Below are 16999 nucleotides of genomic sequence, written 5' to 3'. Positions count from 1 at the left end.
ATCCGCATACACCTGGTGCAGCGGTAAGGGGAGATCCCCCACTTTAAGGGCGGGCATTGTAGCGCTGCGGGGAAGAGAGGTAAAGCGTCCTTACCCCTCACCCAGCCCTCTCCCCAAAGGGGAGAGGGTATTTTAGTCCCCTCGCCCCTTTGGGGAGAGGGTTAGGGTGAGGGGAGAATTTTGTCAGGCAATCCTGCACGCATCCGCTTCCCAGCGATACCCCACGCCGTACACCGCGCGAATAAACGACTGGTCGGCGTCCAGCGCCTCCAGCTTGCGGCGCAGGTTTTTGATGTGGCTGTCGATGGTGCGGTCGGTCACTACGCGGTAATCGTCATACAGATGGTTGAGCAGCTGCTCGCGGGAAAACACTTTGCCCGGCTCGTGGGAGAGCGTTTTCAGCAGGCGGAACTCCGCTGGGGTGAGATCCAATAGTTTGCTGCGCCAGCTCGCCTGGAAGCGGCTTTCGTCGACGATCAGCGGGCTTTGCGCATCCAGCACCTGCAATTCACGCTGTGGCTTACAGCGGCGGAGGATGGTTTTCACCCGAGCGACCACCTCCCGCGGGCTGTAAGGCTTGCAGATGTAATCGTCGGCGCCGATTTCGAGCCCCAGCAGACGGTCGATCTCTTCGATTTTGGCCGTCACCATCACGATGGGCACATCGGAGAAACGACGAATTTCCCGGCACAGGGTCAGGCCGTCGGTACCCGGCAGCATCAGATCCAGCAGGATCAGATCCGGCGGCGTCTGGCGCACGTAGGGCAGCACCTGGTCGCCGTGGCTGATAAGCGTTGGCGCGTAGCTCGCAGCGCGTAAATAGTCGATCAGCAGTTGCCCAAGTTTAGGCTCGTCTTCCACGATCAAAATACGCGGTGTGTTGTCGTCAATCGGTAACTCGGTCATGCTTCCCTCGATAAATCCCGTTCCAGAGGTAACTCTACTGTAATGCTAACCCCGCCAAAAGGCGAATGGGCGGCGCGGATGGTGCCGCCGTGGGCCTCCACAATGTTAACGCAAATCGCCAGCCCGAGGCCGGAACCGCCGCTGGCGCGGTTGCGTGAACCTTCGGTGCGATAGAAGCGCTCGAACAGTTTTTCCAGCTGCGCATCCTTCACGCCAGGGGCAGAGTCCGCAAAGGTCAGGGCAAAGCGCCCGTTTTCCTGCCTGCCGGAGATATGCAGCGCGCCGCCGCCGTCGGTGTAGCGGAGGCTGTTCTCCAGCAAATTATTGAACAGCTGCATCAGGCGATCCCTGTCGCCAAATACCACCGCGCTGTCCGGCAGCGAGAGGTTGATTTTCAGGTCACGGCTGGCGAAGCGTTCGCGGAAGGCACCGGTCACGACTTCAAGGATATTTATAACGTCGATCGGGGCTTTCTGGTAGGCCAGGGCGCCTTCGTCGGACATGGAAAGCTGATGCAGATCGTCCACCAGCTTGGTCAGCGTGCCGACTTCCGCCTGTAGCGAGGCCACGGACTCGGGGGTGAACTGCCTTACGCCGTCCTGAATCGCCTCCAGCTCGCCGCGCAGCACCGCCAGCGGGGTGCGCAGCTCGTGCGAAATATCGGCCATAAAATCGCGGCGCATCTGCTGGTTTTTTTCCAGCGTGCTGGCGAGCTGGTTGAAGTCCTGCGCCAGCTTGCCCAGTTCATCCTGGCTGCGGGTGTCCACGCGGGTCGAGAAATCACCCGCCGCCAGCTTATGCGTGCCTTCCACCAGGCGCTTAACCGGCGCCAGCAGGCCGCGCGCCAGTGGGAAGGTGGCGAGCGCCGCAAGCAGGGTTGAGAGCGCGACAATCAGCCAGCTGGTCTGACGCTGCTGGCGGTCAAAGTTAATGTCGGTGTTGCGCGTCAGCCGCTCGACCGGCGAGGCGATAACCCAGCCCACCGTGGCGCCGTTCGAGGTAATGGCGCGCTTTGTACCGTCCGGCGGTACCGGAGCGCGCGGGCCTACGAGCACGCGCATCTCCTGGTCAATCACCCAGAACTGGGTGCGCCAGCCGTGCGGCGGCATGCCCGGCCCCGGACGGTCGTCGTCGTTATCGTGCTCCAGCGAGCGCAGGATTTGAAACACAAAGCGATCGTTATTGCGCAGAAAACGCCAGTTACCGTGCAGGCTATACTGTTCGCCCAGCGCGTCGCTTAAGCCCTGTAATCGCTGTTCGTTACCGTGCTTAATGTAGTCAATAAAGCCGCGCTCAAAGCTGACCCGCACCGCCCAGTGCATGGTAATCAGCAGGACGATACAGGTGGCGAAAATCGCCACAAAAAGCTTGCCGGTGATCCCCGGACGCCAGAATTTCATGGTGCACTCCTTTTGCCGCGTCGGATCACGACGTTTTTGGTCGTGTCATTCGGTACTCTGGCAAAGATAAAAGCGGGCAGGGCGATAATTACCGCCATGCTGAGGTAAGTGTATAAAAAGACCTGATGCGCGACGGGGGTGTCGGCGCTGAGATGGTGCTGACCGTACATGCCGAGCAGCAATCCGGCGACCGTGACTCCCACGCTCATGGAGAGCTGCATGATCATCGACAGCAGGCTGTTGCCGCTGCTCGCCAGCTCGTCCGGCAGATCTTTCAGCGTCAGGGTGTTCATCGACGAGAAGCGCATGGAGTTGATGATCCCCTGGCAGAACAGCACCAGCGGCAGAATGTAGTACCAGCCCAGCAGCGCCACGGCCATAAACAGCAGGCAGACCAGCGCCAGCCCGATCGTGGCGGCCACCAGCACCCGGCGATAGCCAAAGCGGTTCACCACCTGCACCACAATACGCTTCATCCCCATGCTGCCGAGCACCATCGGGATCATCATCAGCCCGGCGTGGAACGGCGAGAAGCCCATCCCAATCTGTAAAAACACCGGCGTCATAAACGGCAACATGCCGCTGCCGATGCGTCCGGCAAAGCTGCCGAAGAGACCAAGACGGTAGGTGGGATTCCTGAACAGATTCAGGCTGAACAGCGCGTTAGCGTTGCCTCTGGCATGCCACAGATACCAGAGAATCGCGGTGATCCCCAGCACCACCAGCAGGGCGAGCGACAGGGAGGAGATCCCCAGCCCTTTTTGCCCGTCGAGAGCCAGGGTGAGCGTCGCCATGCCAGCCGCCAGCAGGATAAAGCCAAAGAAATCAAAGCGCCTGGTCTGCATTTTATAGTTCGGCATCAGCGTCAGGGTGGCAATCGCGCCGATAATACCGACCGGCAGGTTGATCAGGAAGATCCAGTGCCAGGAGGCATACTCCACCAGAATACCGCCCAGCGCCGGGCCAAGCAGCGGGCCGACCTGACCGGGCAGGGTGACGAAGGTCATCGCCGCCATATACTGTGCGCGCGGAACAATTTTCATCACCGTTAACCGCCCGACGGGCACCATCATCGCGCCGCCGACGCCCTGTAGCACGCGCGCCATCACCAGCTGGTCGAGGGTATTGGCCTGGGCGCAAAACAGCGACCCGGTGGTAAACAGCACAATGGCGGTGAAGAAGATGTTTCGCACGCCGACTTTATCCGCCAGCCAGCCGCTGGCAGGCAGCATTACGGCGACCGTCAGCACGTAGGCGACAATCACCATATGCATGTGCAGCGGGCTCTCCCCCAGGCTTTTCGCCATCGAGGGGAGGGCGGTGTTCACGATGGTCGTGTCCAGCGACTGCATAAAGAAGCCGAACGCGACGATCCACAATTGCCAGCGAACGTTACTGGGTAGGTCGGTCATTTACTCGGTCACCGTGGTTCTCTTTTTACGCGAAAAACGCAGCCGCAGGCGGTCAAAGAACAGATAGACTACCGGCGTGGTGTAGAGCGTCAGCAGCTGGCTCATCACCAGGCCGCCGACAATCGTGATCCCCAGCGGCTGGCGCAGTTCAGAGCCGTCACCGCCGGATATGACCAGCGGCAGGGCACCGAACAGCGCGGCCAGGGTGGTCATCATGATCGGGCGAAAACGCAGCAGACAGGCCTGGAATATCGCCTCGTCCGGCGTCAGGTTGCCGTTACGCTGGGCGTCCAGGGCAAAGTCGACCATCATAATCGCGTTTTTCTTCACAATACCTATTAATAGCATGATCCCGATGAGCGCGATTAGGCTGAATGGGGCACCGAACAGCTCCAGCGCCAGCAGCGCCCCCACGCCCGCAGAAGGCAGCGTGGAGAGAATGGTCAACGGATGCACGTAGCTTTCGTACAGCACGCCCAGCACGATATACACCGTGGCAATAGCCGCCAGGATCAAAATGACCTGCGAGTTCATGGTGTCCTGGAACACCTGCGCCGTGCCGGCAAAGCTGCCGCGCACGGAGGAGGGCACCCCGAGCTGGGTCATGGCGCGGTTTATGGCGTCGCTGGCCTCAGACAGCGACGAGCCGGTTGGCAGGTTAAACGACACGGTCGAGGCGGCGGAAAGCCCCTGGTGGTTCACCGACAGCGGCGCGTTCGACGGCTGCCAGCTGGCGAAGTACGACAGGGGGATCGCCTTGCCGTCATTATTGATCACAAACATTTTGTCCAGCGCGCTGATGTCCTGGGTATAGCGCGGATCAACTTCCATCACCACCTTGTACTGGTTCATCGGCTGGTAGATGGTGGAGACTTCACGCTGCCCGAAGGCGTTATTAAGCAGGCTGTTGGCCGCTTCAACGTTAATGCCCAGGCGGGACATGGTTTCGCGATCGTAGGTGAGCGCCATCTCCGAGCCGTTGTTCTGGCTGTCGGAGTTCACGTCCGCCAGCTGCGGCAGCGCGGCCAGCGCTTTACGGATCTTCGGCTCCCACTCGCGCAGGGCGGCTAAGTCATCCGAGAGCAGGGTGTACTGATAGCTGGCGTTAGCCTGTCGTCCGCCGACGCGGATATCCTGAACGGCCATCAAAAAGAGATTCGCCCCCGGCTCTTTGGCGAGCTTCACCCGCAGGCGGTCAATGATCTGCTGCGCCGTTTCGTGACGTTCACCGCGCGGCTTAAGGGTAATAAACATCATCCCGCTGTTAACGCGCGAGCCGCCGGTAAAGCCGGTCACGTTATCCACGGCCGGATCTTCCCGGATGATTTTCATAAAGTCTTGCAGTTTGCCCCGCATCGCCTGGAACGAAATGCTCTGGTCCGCCTGAATACCGCCCATCAGTACGCCGGTATCCTGCTCCGGGAAGAAGGTTTTCGGGATGGTGATATACATCCAGACGTTGAGCACGATGGTGCCGATCAGCACCAGCCCGACAAGACGCGTGTGGTTCAGCACCCACTTCAGCGATTTGCCGTAGCCGGACTGCATCGCCATCAGGACGCGGCCAAAGCCTTTCCTGCGCGGCTGCGAGTGCGGTTGGCTGCGCTTTAGCATCCAGCCGCACATCATCGGCGTCAGCGTCAGCGAAATCACCAGGGAGATACCGATGGCGACGGAAAGCGTGACGGCAAATTCGCGCAGCAGTCGCCCCGGCAGGCCGCCCATCAGCAGCAGCGGCAGGAACACCGCCACCAGCGACAGGCTCATGGACAGGACCGTGAAGCCCACTTCGCGCGTCCCCTGAAGCGCCGCCTGGAGCGGCTTCATGCCCGCTTCCAGATGACGCGAAATATTTTCCAGCACCACGATGGCGTCATCCACCACAAACCCGGTGGCAATCGTCAGCGCCATCAGCGACAGGTTGTTAAGACTAAAGCCGCACAGGTACATGGCGGCAAAGGTGCCTATCAGCGATACCGGGACCGCCACCGCCGGGATCAGCGTGGCGCGCCCCGAGCGCAGGAACAGGAACACCACCAGGATCACCAGCGCGACGGAGATGATCAGCGTTTGCTCTACCTCCTCAAGCGAGGCGCGGATGGTAGGGGAGCGGTCCTGAGCAATCTGGAGGTCGATGGCCGCCGGAATGGTTTCCTGAAGCTCCGGCAGGCGCGCGCGGATGCTGTTCACCGTCTGGATGATGTTGGCTTCAGGCAGCTTGCGGATCATCAGCAAAATCGCCGGTTTGGCGTTGGTCATCCCGGCGTTACGCACGTCCTGCACCGAATCGGTGACGCTGGCGACGTCGCTCAGGCGCACTGCCGCGCCGTTGTTGTAGTGAATAATCAACGGCTGATATTCGGCGGCGGTTTTCAGCTCGTCGTTGGTCTGGATCTGCCAGCGGTGGCTGCTGTCCTCAATCGCGCCCTGCGGCTTACGCACGTTGGCGTTGCTGATGGCGGAACGCACGTCGTCCAGCGACACGCCCTGGTTAAACAGCGCCTGCGGATTCAGCCCCACGCGCACGGCGGGCAGAGAGCTGCCGCCGACGTCCACGTCGCCCACGCCGTCAATCTGGGCGATGGTTTGCGCCAGCTGGGTGGAGGCAAAATCGTACAGCTCGCCCTGGGAGTAGGTCTCTGACGTGAGCGTCAGGATCATGATCGGCGCGTCGGACGGGTTGGCCTTGCGGTAGGTTGGACGGCTCGGCATGCCGCTCGGCAGCAGGCTTTGGGCGGCGTTAATCGCGGCCTGCACGTCACGCGCCGCGCCGTTGATATCCCGGTCGAAGTTAAATTCCAGAATGATGCGCGTGCTGCCCAGCGAGCTGCTGGAGGTCATCTCGTTAACCCCGGCAATTCGCCCAAGCGAGCGCTCAAGCGGCGTCGCCACCGATGACGCCATGGTTTCCGGCGATGCACCCGGCAGCGAGGCGCTGACCATAATCACCGGGAAATCGACCTGCGGCAGCGGGGCCACCGGCAGCAGCCGGAAGCCCAGCACGCCGCACAGGGTGATAGCGATGGAGAGTAAAATCGTCGCCACCGGACGGTAAATGAAGAGGGCGAAAAACTTCACTTACGCCTCCTCTTCACGTTTCGGGAAGCGACTTTTCGTCCACAGAGCCAGACGGTCAAACAGCAGGTAGATAACCGGCGTGGTAAACAGCGTCAGCACCTGGCTTACCAGCAGGCCGCCCACCATCCCGATGCCCAGCGGACGGCGCAGTTCGGCCCCCACGCCGGTGCTCAGCATCAGCGGCAGCGCGCCCAGCAGGGCGGCGAGGGTGGTCATCAGGATCGGACGAAAACGCAGCAGACAGGCCTGGTAAATGGCCTCGCGCGGCGCCATACCCTGCTCGCGCTCGGCGGCCAGCGCAAAGTCGATCATCATGATGGCGTTTTTCTTCACGATGCCGATAAGCAGGATGATGCCGATGATCGCAATGACGTCCAGCTCGCTCCCCGCCAGCATCAGCGCCAGCAGCGCCCCCACGCCCGCCGTCGGCAGGGTGGAGAGGATGGTGATCGGGTGGATAAAGCTCTCATACAGCACGCCAAGCACGATATACATCGCCACCACCGCCGCGACAATCAGCCAGACGGTGCTGCCCAGCGCGGCCTGGAACGCCAGCGTACTGCCCTGGAACTGGGTCTGAATATCTGACGGGAAGCTGAGTTCTTTCTCCGCGCCCAGAATGGCCTCCACCGCTTCGCCAAGGGAATACCCGTCCGGCACGTTGAACGAAATGGTGGTGGACGGGAACTGATCGAGATGGTTAATCGACAGCGGGGTGTGACGCTCTTCCACGCTGGCAATGGCGCTGAGCGGCACAATCCCGCCGTCTTTGCTGGTCAGGCGCACCGTGTCCAGCGCGGCCAGCCCGGGCGTGTTCTCGGTGTTATGTTCCAGCACCACGCGATACTGGTTGGCCTGGGTGTAAATGGTGGAGATCAGTCGCTGACCAAAGGCGTTATACAGGGCGTTATCCACGTCGGACATGGTAATGCCCAGACGGCTGGCGGTGTCGCGGTTGACGTTCACGTACGCCGCCAGCCCTTTATCCTGCCAGTCGCTGCTGACGTCAGAAACCTGCGGCAGTGCTTTCAGCTTGTCCACCAGCTGCGGCACCCAGGTGCTGAGTGCCTCAAGCGAGGTGGCCTGGAGCGTAAACTGGTACTGCGTGCGGCTCACCTGCGTATCAATGGTTAAATCCTGGATCGGTTGCAGATACAGCTCAATGCCCGGCACGCGCGCCACCGCGCTTTGCAGGCGCTCAATTACCGCGTTGACGCGATCGTCGCGGTCATCGAGCGGTTTAAGGTTAATTTGCAGGCGCGCGCTGTTGAGCGACGGGTTGGTGCCGTCCACGCCCACGTAGGCAGTCAGGCTTTCCACCGCCGGATCTTTCATGATGATCTCAGACACCTGCTGCTGGCGCTGCGCCATGTTGGCGAAGGAGACCGTCTGCGGCGCCTGAAGCGTGCCCTGAATAATGCCGTTGTCCTGAATCGGGAAGAAGCCTTTCGGAATGAAAATCCACAGCATGACGCTGAGCGCCAGGGTGCCGAGCGCCACGCCGAGCGTCGCCCACGGATGGTTCAGCACTTTTGCCAGCACGCGGCCGTAGGCGGCGATAATGCGCTCGAACATCCGCTCGGAGGCGCGCGAGAAGCGGTTTTGCTTGCGCAAGGACTCGTGGCTCAGCATGCGGGCGCACATCATCGGCGTCAGCGTCAGCGACACCACGGCAGAGATCAGAATGGCGACCGCCAGCGTCACGGCAAACTCGCGGAACAGCCGCCCGACGATATCGCCCATAAACAGCAGCGGGATCAGCACCGCAATCAGCGAGAAGGTGAGCGAGATAATGGTAAAGCCAATCTCCCCCGCGCCCTTCAGCGCGGCGGCTAACGGCTTTTCACCTTTTTCGATATAGCGCGAGATGTTCTCGATTACCACGATGGCGTCGTCCACCACAAACCCGGTGGCGATGGTGAGCGCCATCAGCGTCAGGTTGTTAATCGAAAAGTCGAGAAACACCATCACCGCGAACGTTCCGACCAGCGAGAGCGGCACGGCGACGGCGGGAATGATGGTTGCCGGGACGTTGCGCAGGAACAGGTAGATGATCATCACCACCAGCGCAATCGCCAGCATCAGCTCGAACTGGGTGTCGGTCACTGACGCGCGAATATTCGTGGTGCGGTCAGAGAGCACTTTCACGCTGACCGATTTTGGCAGGCTTTCCACCAGCTGCGGCAGCATGGTGCGAATGCTGTCGGCGGTATCAATAATATTCGCGCCCGGCTGGCGCTGAACGTTCATGACTATCGCCTGCTGCTTATTGGCCCACGCCCCGAGCCAGCTGTTTTCCGCGCCTTGTTCGACGGTGGCTACGTCGCCCAGGCGGATCGGCGCGCCGTTCTGGTAGGCAATGATCAGCTGACGGTACTCATCGGCGGACTGCATCTGGTCGTTGGCGGAGAGCGTGACCGCGCGGGTCGGGCCGTCTAGCGACCCCTTCGCTGAGTTGACGTTGGCGCTGCTGATGGCGGTGCGGATGGTTTCGCTGGTTAACCCCAGCGCGGCAATGGCCTGGGCATTCAGTTTGACGCGCACGGCGGGGCGTTGACCGCCCGCCAGCGTCACCAGCCCCACGCCGGTCACCTGCGAAATCTTCTGCGCCACGCGGGTTTCAACCATGTCTTCCACCTGGGTCATCGGCATGGCGGAGGAGGTGACGGCAAGGGTCATGATCGGCGGATCCGCCGGGTTGACCTTGCTGTAAACCGGTGGATTCGGCAGGTCAGACGGCAGCAGGTTAGTGGCGGCGTTAATCGCGGCCTGCACCTCCTGCTCGGCGACGTCCAGCGACAGCGTGAGCTGGAACTGAAGCGTGACGACCGAAGCGCCGCCGGAGCTCTGGGAGGACATCTGCTTCAGGCCAGACATCTGGCCAAACTGACGCTCCAGCGGGGCGGTGATGGCGGACGTCACCACATCCGGACTGGCGCCCGGATAGAGGGTGACAACCTGAATGGTCGGGTAGTCCACTTCCGGCAGCGCCGACACGGGCAGAAAACGGTAGCCAATGATCCCAGCCAGCAGGATCGCCACCATCAACAGGGTCGTCGCAACCGGACGTAAGATAAACAGGCGTGATGGCCCACCTGTAGAGCTCGGCGGCAAGACCTGCATCAGGCTTTTGCTCCTGTATCCTGCGCTTCCACCACCTCGACCTGCGCCCCTTCGGTCAGCCGGTCAATACCGTCGGTGACGACGCGGTCGCCAGCGGACAGCCCGGCGCTGATCACCACCGTCTGGCTGTCCTGGATGCCGGTTTTCACCAGATGTTTGCTGACCTTGTTTTCGCTGTTCAGCACCCAGACAAAGTTGCCTTCACTGCCCATTTGCAGGGCCGCCGTCGGGATCACCACCGCGTTTTCTTCGGTCGCGACCAGCATTCGCGCGTTGACGAACTGATTCGGGAACAGGGCATCGTCCTGATTGTTGAAGCGTGCTTTTAGCTTGATGGTGCCGGTGGTGGTGTCGATCTGGTTATCCAGGCTCAGCAGCGAACCTTCGCTCAGCTTCTGCTTGTTGGTGCGATCCCAGGCTTCAACCACCAGCGCTTTTCCGGCCTTCTGCGCCTGTATCACCGTCGCAATGTCGCTTTCCGGCAGGGTAAAGACGAGATCGATAGGGTGCGTCTGGGTGATCACCACGATGCCCGTGGTATCGCCGCTGGAGATTTGGTTGCCGATATCAACCTGTTTCAGGCCCACGCGGCCCTCAATCGGTGCGGTGATCCGGCTCCAGTCGAGCTGGAGCTGGGCGCTGGCGACCGCGGCTTCGTCGGCCTTGATGGTGCCCTGAGATTCACTGACCAGAGACTGCTGGGTGTCCAGCTCCTGGCGCGACACGAGGTTGGTTTTTACCAGCTGCTGATAGCGGGCTAAATCGCGGCGGGCATTGGCGAGGGTGGCTTTGTCTTTCGCGAGCTGCCCCTGCGCCTGCGCCAGGGCTACCTTAAACTGGCTTGGATCGATTTCCGCCAGCAGATCGCCCGCTTTCACCTGCTGACCTTCCTGGAAGTGGATGGCCATCAGCTGACCGTCCACGCGGCTACGTACCGTCACGGTATTGGCGGCAGTGATGGTTCCCAGCCCGGAGAGATAACGAGGCACCGCTTTATTCACCGCCGTTGCCGCCTGCACCGGTGCCAGCGCACCGCCGCGCATACCGTGGCGCCCGCCGCCCGTTGAGCGTTGTGAGGGGCTATTAGCGCCAGCAGGTGCCGTGGAGTTCGCGGACTGGCTGTGCCAGTACCAGGCGGCCAGGACCACCACAATCAGACCAACGGCGATTGCCCAGCGGGATTTGTTACTGCCTTTCATCGTTATACGTTCTCATCCTGAAACTCTTTCGGGGAATGATACTAGTTTAGTCAGCTAACACAGCGGAAAAATGGAGGAAATATGGAAGACTGTCGGGAATTGTCTGAGTGTGGCGCGCTGTTTCGCCTTCGCCGGGTGGCGCTGCGCTTACCCGGCCTACGGTTGGAAGATCTTGTAGGCCGGGTAAGGCGAAGCCGCCACCCGGCACAACCCCATTAGCTAAACACCACCTGCGCCCAGCGCGCCAGCCCTGCCGTAACGGAGCCAAAGTCATCGCCGCCGGCAATCGGGATCCCCGGCAGCTGTTCTGCCAGCGCTTTCTTGATCAGCGGCGAACGGGCGCTACCGCCGGTCAGGTAAATCACGTCCGGCTTCACTTTGCCGTTCTCAAGCGCCAACTGCACCTGCTCCAGAATACGCTGAAGCGGCTGAGTCAGCGCCATTTCCAGCCCTTCCTGGGTGATTGCCGTAGCCAGATCGTCACTGATAAACGGCAGCGAAACCGCATGCTCTGGACGATCGGAAAGGGCAATTTTGCTCTCTTCGGCGGTGCGCACGACCCGGTAGCTCAGGCGCTGACGCCACACCTTATACAGCAGCGCGACCTTCTCTGCATCCTGCGCATCACGCACCAGATCGTTGAGGAAACGGCCATTCGCGGTGCTGTAAAAATCACTCTGCGCAGGCACATCGTTGATGGCAATCGCGTTCCACCACGGCAGGATCGGCAGGGCGATGCCTTTCTCGGTTTGACCGCCCATACCGAGCAGCGGCATCAGGCTCTTGAAGGCCAGGGCAATATCCAGATCGTTCCCGCCCACGCGGCAGCCGCTGTGCCCCAGCAGACTGTTTTCACGATCGCGACGGTGATGCCACTGCGGACCCATCAGCAGTAATGAACAGTCCGTCGTACCGCCACCGATGTCCACTACCAGCACCCGTTGTTCTTCCGTCAGCGTGGCCTCAAAATCCAGCCCCGCCGCAACCGGCTCATACTGGAACACCACGTCACGGAAGCCTGCCCGGTGCGCTGCACGCTCAAGGATCCCCTGCGCCTGCTGGTTGGCTTCGTCGCCGCCCAGCCCCTGAAAGTTAATCGGACGGCCAATCACCGCCTGGGTGATGGCATCCGGCACCTGGGACTGCGCCTGATTGCGGATGTGCAGCATCATTGCGCAGACCAGATCTTCAAACATCGCCACCTGCTGCGGCTTCAGGCCGCTGGCGCCGAGGAATGATTTCGGTGATTTAACGAAGTAGACCTCTTCCGGATCGTCAATGTACTGCCCGAGGGAAGAGAGGCCGAACTGCACGCTGGACGGGGTAACGTCGATATCTTCCTCGCGGTTAAAGCTGACCGCACGGCGCAGCAGCGCCTGGGTCTCTGCCGCCGTGGCCGGAACCTGATGATGGCGGAACAGCCACTCGCTCACCGCTTCACGCGTGGGCGCACAAAGCATTGACGGCAACAGCGTACTGCCGTTTTCCATTTTCAGGAGCTGCGGTTGTCCGTTTTGCATTATCGCAACCGAGCAGTTTGCGGTGCCGTAGTCGAATCCAATAAACACAATAAATCCCCATGCCGGTGAGAAGGGGCGAGACTTTAGCGAAATGTCTGCCAGGCGACAACAGGAATATGAAAGCAAGGCGCAACGCGATCTTTCGGTTTATGCTGAGGTAAATACAAAAGGAGAGACAATGTACACCCTGAACTGGCAACCGCCCTATGACTGGTCGTGGATGTTTGGCTTTCTTGCCGCGCGTGCGGTCACGGGGGTTGAGACCGTTACGGCGGATTACTACGAGCGCAGTTTTGGCTATGCCGGGCACCAGGGCGTTTTCCGGGCTACGCCCGACAGCGCAACCCATACGCTGGCGGTGTCGCTCAGTCCTGGCCTGATCCCGGTGGCGGATATCTGCCTCGACCGCATCTCCCGCCTGTTTGACCTCGATTGCGACCCGCTGCACATTGCGCAGACCCTGGGCGATCTCGGCGCGGCGCGGCCGGGCTTACGTTTGCCGGGCGCGATGGATGCCTACGAGCAGGGCGTGCGCGCCATTCTCGGACAACTGGTGAGCGTGGCGATGGCGGCAAAACTGGCGTCTCGGGTGGTGGCGCTGTGCGGTGAACCCATTGAGGATGCGCCGGGCTATCTCTGCTTTCCTCCGCCAGAGGTGCTGGCCGCGGCAGATCCGCTGGCGTTGAAAGCCCTCGGGATGCCGCTCAGGCGTGCGGAGTCGTTGATTCATCTGGCGCAGTCGGTGGTGGACGGTGAATTCCCGCTGTTCCCGCCTGAGAACGTTGAGGCCGGGATGAAGGCGCTACAGCAGCGCCCCGGCATCGGGCGCTGGACCGCGAATTACCTGGCCCTGCGCGGCTGGCAGGCGAAGGATGTTTTCCTGCCGGATGACTATCTGATTAAACAGCGCTTTGCCGGTATGACGCCCGCGCAGATCCGTCGCTACGCCGAGCGCTGGCAGCCGTGGCGCTCGTATGCGCTGTTACATATCTGGTACACCGACGGCTGGTCGCCGTCAGTTGATGGCGAAATAGCTGGTATTCAGCAGTAGATCAAGCGGCTGCGCTTCCCCGATGGTGTCGCCGTAAATGAAGTCAACGCCGATGCCCGATAGCGTATCCATCATGATCGACTGATGGCATGGCCCGGCAATGGTTTTTATGCCCAGACGCTGGGCGTGGCCCTGAATGATTGTCACCATCATCTCATCCATCAGATTGCCGTGGACGTTGGTCACCACGTCTGCATCCAGCAGCAGATAATCAGCGGTGTTGGCGCTGAGCTGGCTGAAGACGTTCATATCGCGTCCGACCCGGGTCAGCACCACGCGACAGCCAGCCTGACGAAGCTTTTGCAGACCCTGCTGCACGTTTTCATCCGTATTGCTCAGCACATCAGCGGCGATCGCCAGATGCAGCAGCCGCGCCGGCAGCGGTCCTTTGGTGATCAGGTCAAGCAGCTCATCCACCAGCGTGACGCTGGCTAAACCCGCCTCTGAGAGCGGCAGCGCGACGCCCATCCCTTTGGCCGCCACCTGTGCGGCATAGGTACGGAAAAATTCGCTGAATATCCGTCGGTCCAGGGCGTGCAGCAGCTCCGGCTCCGCCAGCCCGGCGCGGAAGGCATGCTCTTCCAGCACTTCCCCCTGGCTGGTCCACAGCCGCAAGGAAATCAGCCAGAAGCTACTGCTCTCGGGAATGCGCGGCGAGGCGACGCTGCGGGCGATCATCAGCAGATGGTTATCTTTAATCATGTGCCACTGCTCATCCAGCGACATCATGCTGCGCGTGCTGTGGATCCGCTCCTGCTGGGGTTCGTAGACGGTGACCACGCCGCGCCCGCTGTTTTTCGAGGCGTAGCAGGCGATATCAGCCTGCGACATCACTTCCGCAGCCTGGTAATTGGTGTCGTCAATCAGCGTAATCCCCGCGCTGGCGCCAATGCGGTGCAGGCGTCCTTCCCAGGAAAAATGATAGTTGTTGATGGCGTCGATCAACCGGCCCGCAATATAGCGTGCGCTTTCGACGTTGCAGTCCGGCAGCAGCAGGCCAAACTCGTCGCCGCCCAGACGCGCCAGCACGTCGCTGGAGCGCAGCATGGTCAGCATCAGTGAAGAGAGTTCGCGCAGGAGAGCGTCGCCCGCCGCGTGGCCTGCCGTATCGTTCACCGCCTTGAAACGGTCAAGATCGATAAAGACCAGCGCGTGACGCTGATGGGTCTCCTGTACCGTCTGCAACAGACGCTTCAGATGGTTTTCAAAGCTGACGCGGTTCGCCAGGTGGGTCAGGGCGTCATGGGAAGCGCTGTAGCTCAGCTGGCGCAGCATTTTGCGCGACTCGGTGACGTCCTGAATCACCAGCACCGAGCCGATGGTGTGCCCTTCCAGAGTACTGAGGGGGGTAATGCTGTAATGAATGTCGAAACTGCCGCCATTGCGGCAGTTAAGCACCACATCCTGTTCGATATCGGTACGGGACATATCGCCGCTGTGGATGTTTTCCATTAACGGACCGTTCTCGCCGAAGGTAATGTGCAGCACCTTCAGAACGGGCTGACCCAGCGCTTCGCTTTGCGACCAGCCGCTCATCTTCTCGGCGACCGGGTTCATAAAGGTGATGTTCATGTCGATGTCGGTGCACAGCACCGCTTCGCCGATGGAGTCGAGGGTGATATGCAGGCGCTCTTTTTCCTGGAACAGCGCCTCGTTCAGCTGCTTCACCTCGGTCATATCCATGTTGATGCCTAACAGCCGCTCCACTTCGCCCTGTTTGTTCAGCACCCGGTTCGCCAGCGAACGAATGTGGCGAATGCCATCCTTGACGCGAATGCGAAATTCCAGCTTGAAAGGCACCCTGGCCTGGAGTGACTCACGCAGGACCTGTTCGGCGTGCGTACGATCTTCAGGCACCATGGCCGCATGCCAGAGCTGCCAGGTGGGTTTAATGTGCGGGGGGATCTCGTACAGCTCAAACATCCGTTTATCCCAGCTGATCACGTCCGGCTCGAGATCCCACTCCCAAATCCCGATGCCACCGGCTTCGTTAGCGAGGGTGATACGCTCCATCAGACGCTTATTCACCCACTCGGTCTGTTTCAGATCGTTGATGTCTTCAATCTGGGCAATAAAGTAGAGCGGCGTGCCGTCGGCATGGCGCACAACGGAGACGGCCAGCAGCGCCCACACCACCTCGCCGCTACGGGTGTAGTAGCGTTTTTCGAGACTGTAGGTGTTGATCTCGCCGTGAATCAGCTGTTGCAACTGCTCCAGGTCGGTATTTAAATCTTCCGGCCAGGTTAACTGCTGGAACGTGAGCGACTGAAGCTCTGACTGGCTGTAACCGAGGAAATTGCACAGCGCCTTGTTAGCCTGAAGCCACTGGCCCTCAATGCCCACCAGCGCCATACCAATCGCGGAATACTCCATCGCATTGCGAAAACGTTCTTCGCTTTCCGTAATATGTTTACGCTCGGCCCGAAAGGCATACATCACCATCGTCATAATGTTGGCGGGGAGCAGCATCATCAGGAAGGGGAGCCACGGCGCATTGAAGGTGACGATCATGGTGGAGGGCGTCATGGAGAGCGGATTTCGCGCCATCATCAGGGATACCATCATGATGGTGAATAAAAATATCAGGAACGCTTCCATACGCGGCAGACGTACCGCGCTCCACATCAGCAGAACGATGATGCAGGTGAATGGCCACGGCAGCCAGGTAATTGCCGTCCAGCTAAGAACCAGCGTGACGACCAGGGTCACCAGCGTTTCCAGCAGCAGTTTCGGGTTGCGGTGGCGCAGCAGGTAATGCGGTTTAAACAGCAGACCTAACGGCACCAGCGCCAGCGCGCCAATGGCCTCTGAAAGTACCCAGACAAGGAAATTACGCAGCGGCTCCGCGCTCGGCACCAGAAAATGAACCAGTACGCCCCCCACCAGCGGCGGCACCAGGGCACTGCCGAGGGCAAGCCGGACCCAGTCGTTGAGGTTTTGCAGCGGATTATACCAGGGGAGCAGTTTACGCAGTAACAGCGCGCCAACCGTGGCCTCAATGATATTGATCGCCGTGTAGGTGATGTTGAGCGATGCCCATGAGAAGAGCATCCACGAGGCAAAGATATTGCCAAAGGAGCAGGCGAGGGCAATCCCGGGCCACATTTTTCCCGCGTGGCGGTAAAACGCCACCATCATAATTGAAGTCGGGAACCATAATGGCGCCAGCAGCGTACCGAAGCGAGTCAGCTCGAGGGAAAATAAGGTGAAGATGAACGTGACCAGACCCAGACAGACAAGCCGCAGTAAAGGATGTGGGGTAGTAACCAAAACCCGCTGGTATTGTTTATTCATTACCGCTCTATCCAGG

At 60.4% G+C, this 16999-nt stretch carries 9 protein-coding genes; 1 reads left to right on the top strand and 8 read right to left on the bottom strand.

Annotated features, from left to right (window positions below; all coding sequences use genetic code 11):
* Positions 1-183: 183 nt before the first annotated feature.
* From baeR to yegD, 7 genes are all read right to left on the bottom strand, one after another.
* Positions 184-906: a two-component system response regulator BaeR gene (gene baeR / locus ACNQ0W_RS14165; RefSeq protein WP_015572364.1), complete on the bottom strand. Its 723-nt coding sequence runs from the start codon at positions 904-906 to the stop codon at positions 184-186.
* Positions 903-2306, bottom strand: coding sequence for a two-component system sensor histidine kinase BaeS (baeS, locus tag ACNQ0W_RS14160; RefSeq protein WP_062932799.1), 1404 nt, complete (start codon positions 2304-2306; stop codon positions 903-905). The genes baeR and baeS overlap by 4 nt, the downstream gene beginning before the upstream one ends.
* Positions 2303-3718, bottom strand: coding sequence for an MFS transporter (locus ACNQ0W_RS14155; RefSeq protein WP_062932800.1), 1416 nt, complete (start codon positions 3716-3718; stop codon positions 2303-2305). Before ACNQ0W_RS14155 ends, baeS begins: the two co-directional genes overlap by 4 nt.
* Positions 3719-6796, bottom strand: a complete 3078-nt coding sequence (mdtC, locus tag ACNQ0W_RS14150; protein WP_121478780.1) for a multidrug efflux RND transporter permease subunit MdtC — start codon at positions 6794-6796, stop codon at positions 3719-3721. It lies immediately after the preceding gene.
* The gene (locus ACNQ0W_RS14145; RefSeq protein ID WP_032619335.1) at positions 6797-9919 is read right to left on the bottom strand and encodes an MdtB/MuxB family multidrug efflux RND transporter permease subunit; all 3123 of its coding nucleotides are present in this window, start codon (positions 9917-9919) and stop codon (positions 6797-6799) included. It abuts the gene before it with no gap.
* Positions 9919-11118, bottom strand: a complete 1200-nt coding sequence (locus tag ACNQ0W_RS14140) for an MdtA/MuxA family multidrug efflux RND transporter periplasmic adaptor subunit (protein ID WP_062932802.1) — start codon at positions 11116-11118, stop codon at positions 9919-9921. The genes ACNQ0W_RS14145 and ACNQ0W_RS14140 overlap by 1 nt, the downstream gene beginning before the upstream one ends.
* A gap of 215 nt (positions 11119-11333) precedes the next feature.
* Positions 11334-12686 (bottom strand): molecular chaperone, encoded by a 1353-nt coding sequence (yegD, locus tag ACNQ0W_RS14135; protein WP_062932803.1) that lies wholly within the window; start codon positions 12684-12686, stop codon positions 11334-11336.
* Positions 12687-12816: 130 nt separating this feature from the next.
* On the opposite strand from yegD, the gene alkA reads away from it, so the two are divergent.
* The gene (gene alkA / locus ACNQ0W_RS14130; RefSeq protein ID WP_062932804.1) at positions 12817-13689 is read left to right on the top strand and encodes a DNA-3-methyladenine glycosylase 2; all 873 of its coding nucleotides are present in this window, start codon (positions 12817-12819) and stop codon (positions 13687-13689) included.
* Here the strand turns inward: alkA and ACNQ0W_RS14125 are convergent.
* A complete protein-coding gene (locus ACNQ0W_RS14125; protein WP_057056934.1) occupies positions 13654-16983 on the bottom strand; it encodes a diguanylate cyclase in 3330 nt (1109 codons plus the stop codon). The genes alkA and ACNQ0W_RS14125 overlap by 36 nt on opposite strands.
* Positions 16984-16999 lie beyond the last annotated feature (16 nt).

Source organism: Enterobacter cloacae complex sp. 6730903, assembly GCF_048283985.1.
Lineage (GTDB): Bacteria > Pseudomonadota > Gammaproteobacteria > Enterobacterales > Enterobacteriaceae > Enterobacter > Enterobacter hormaechei_C.
This window is presented reverse-complemented; position numbering and strand designations above follow the sequence as displayed.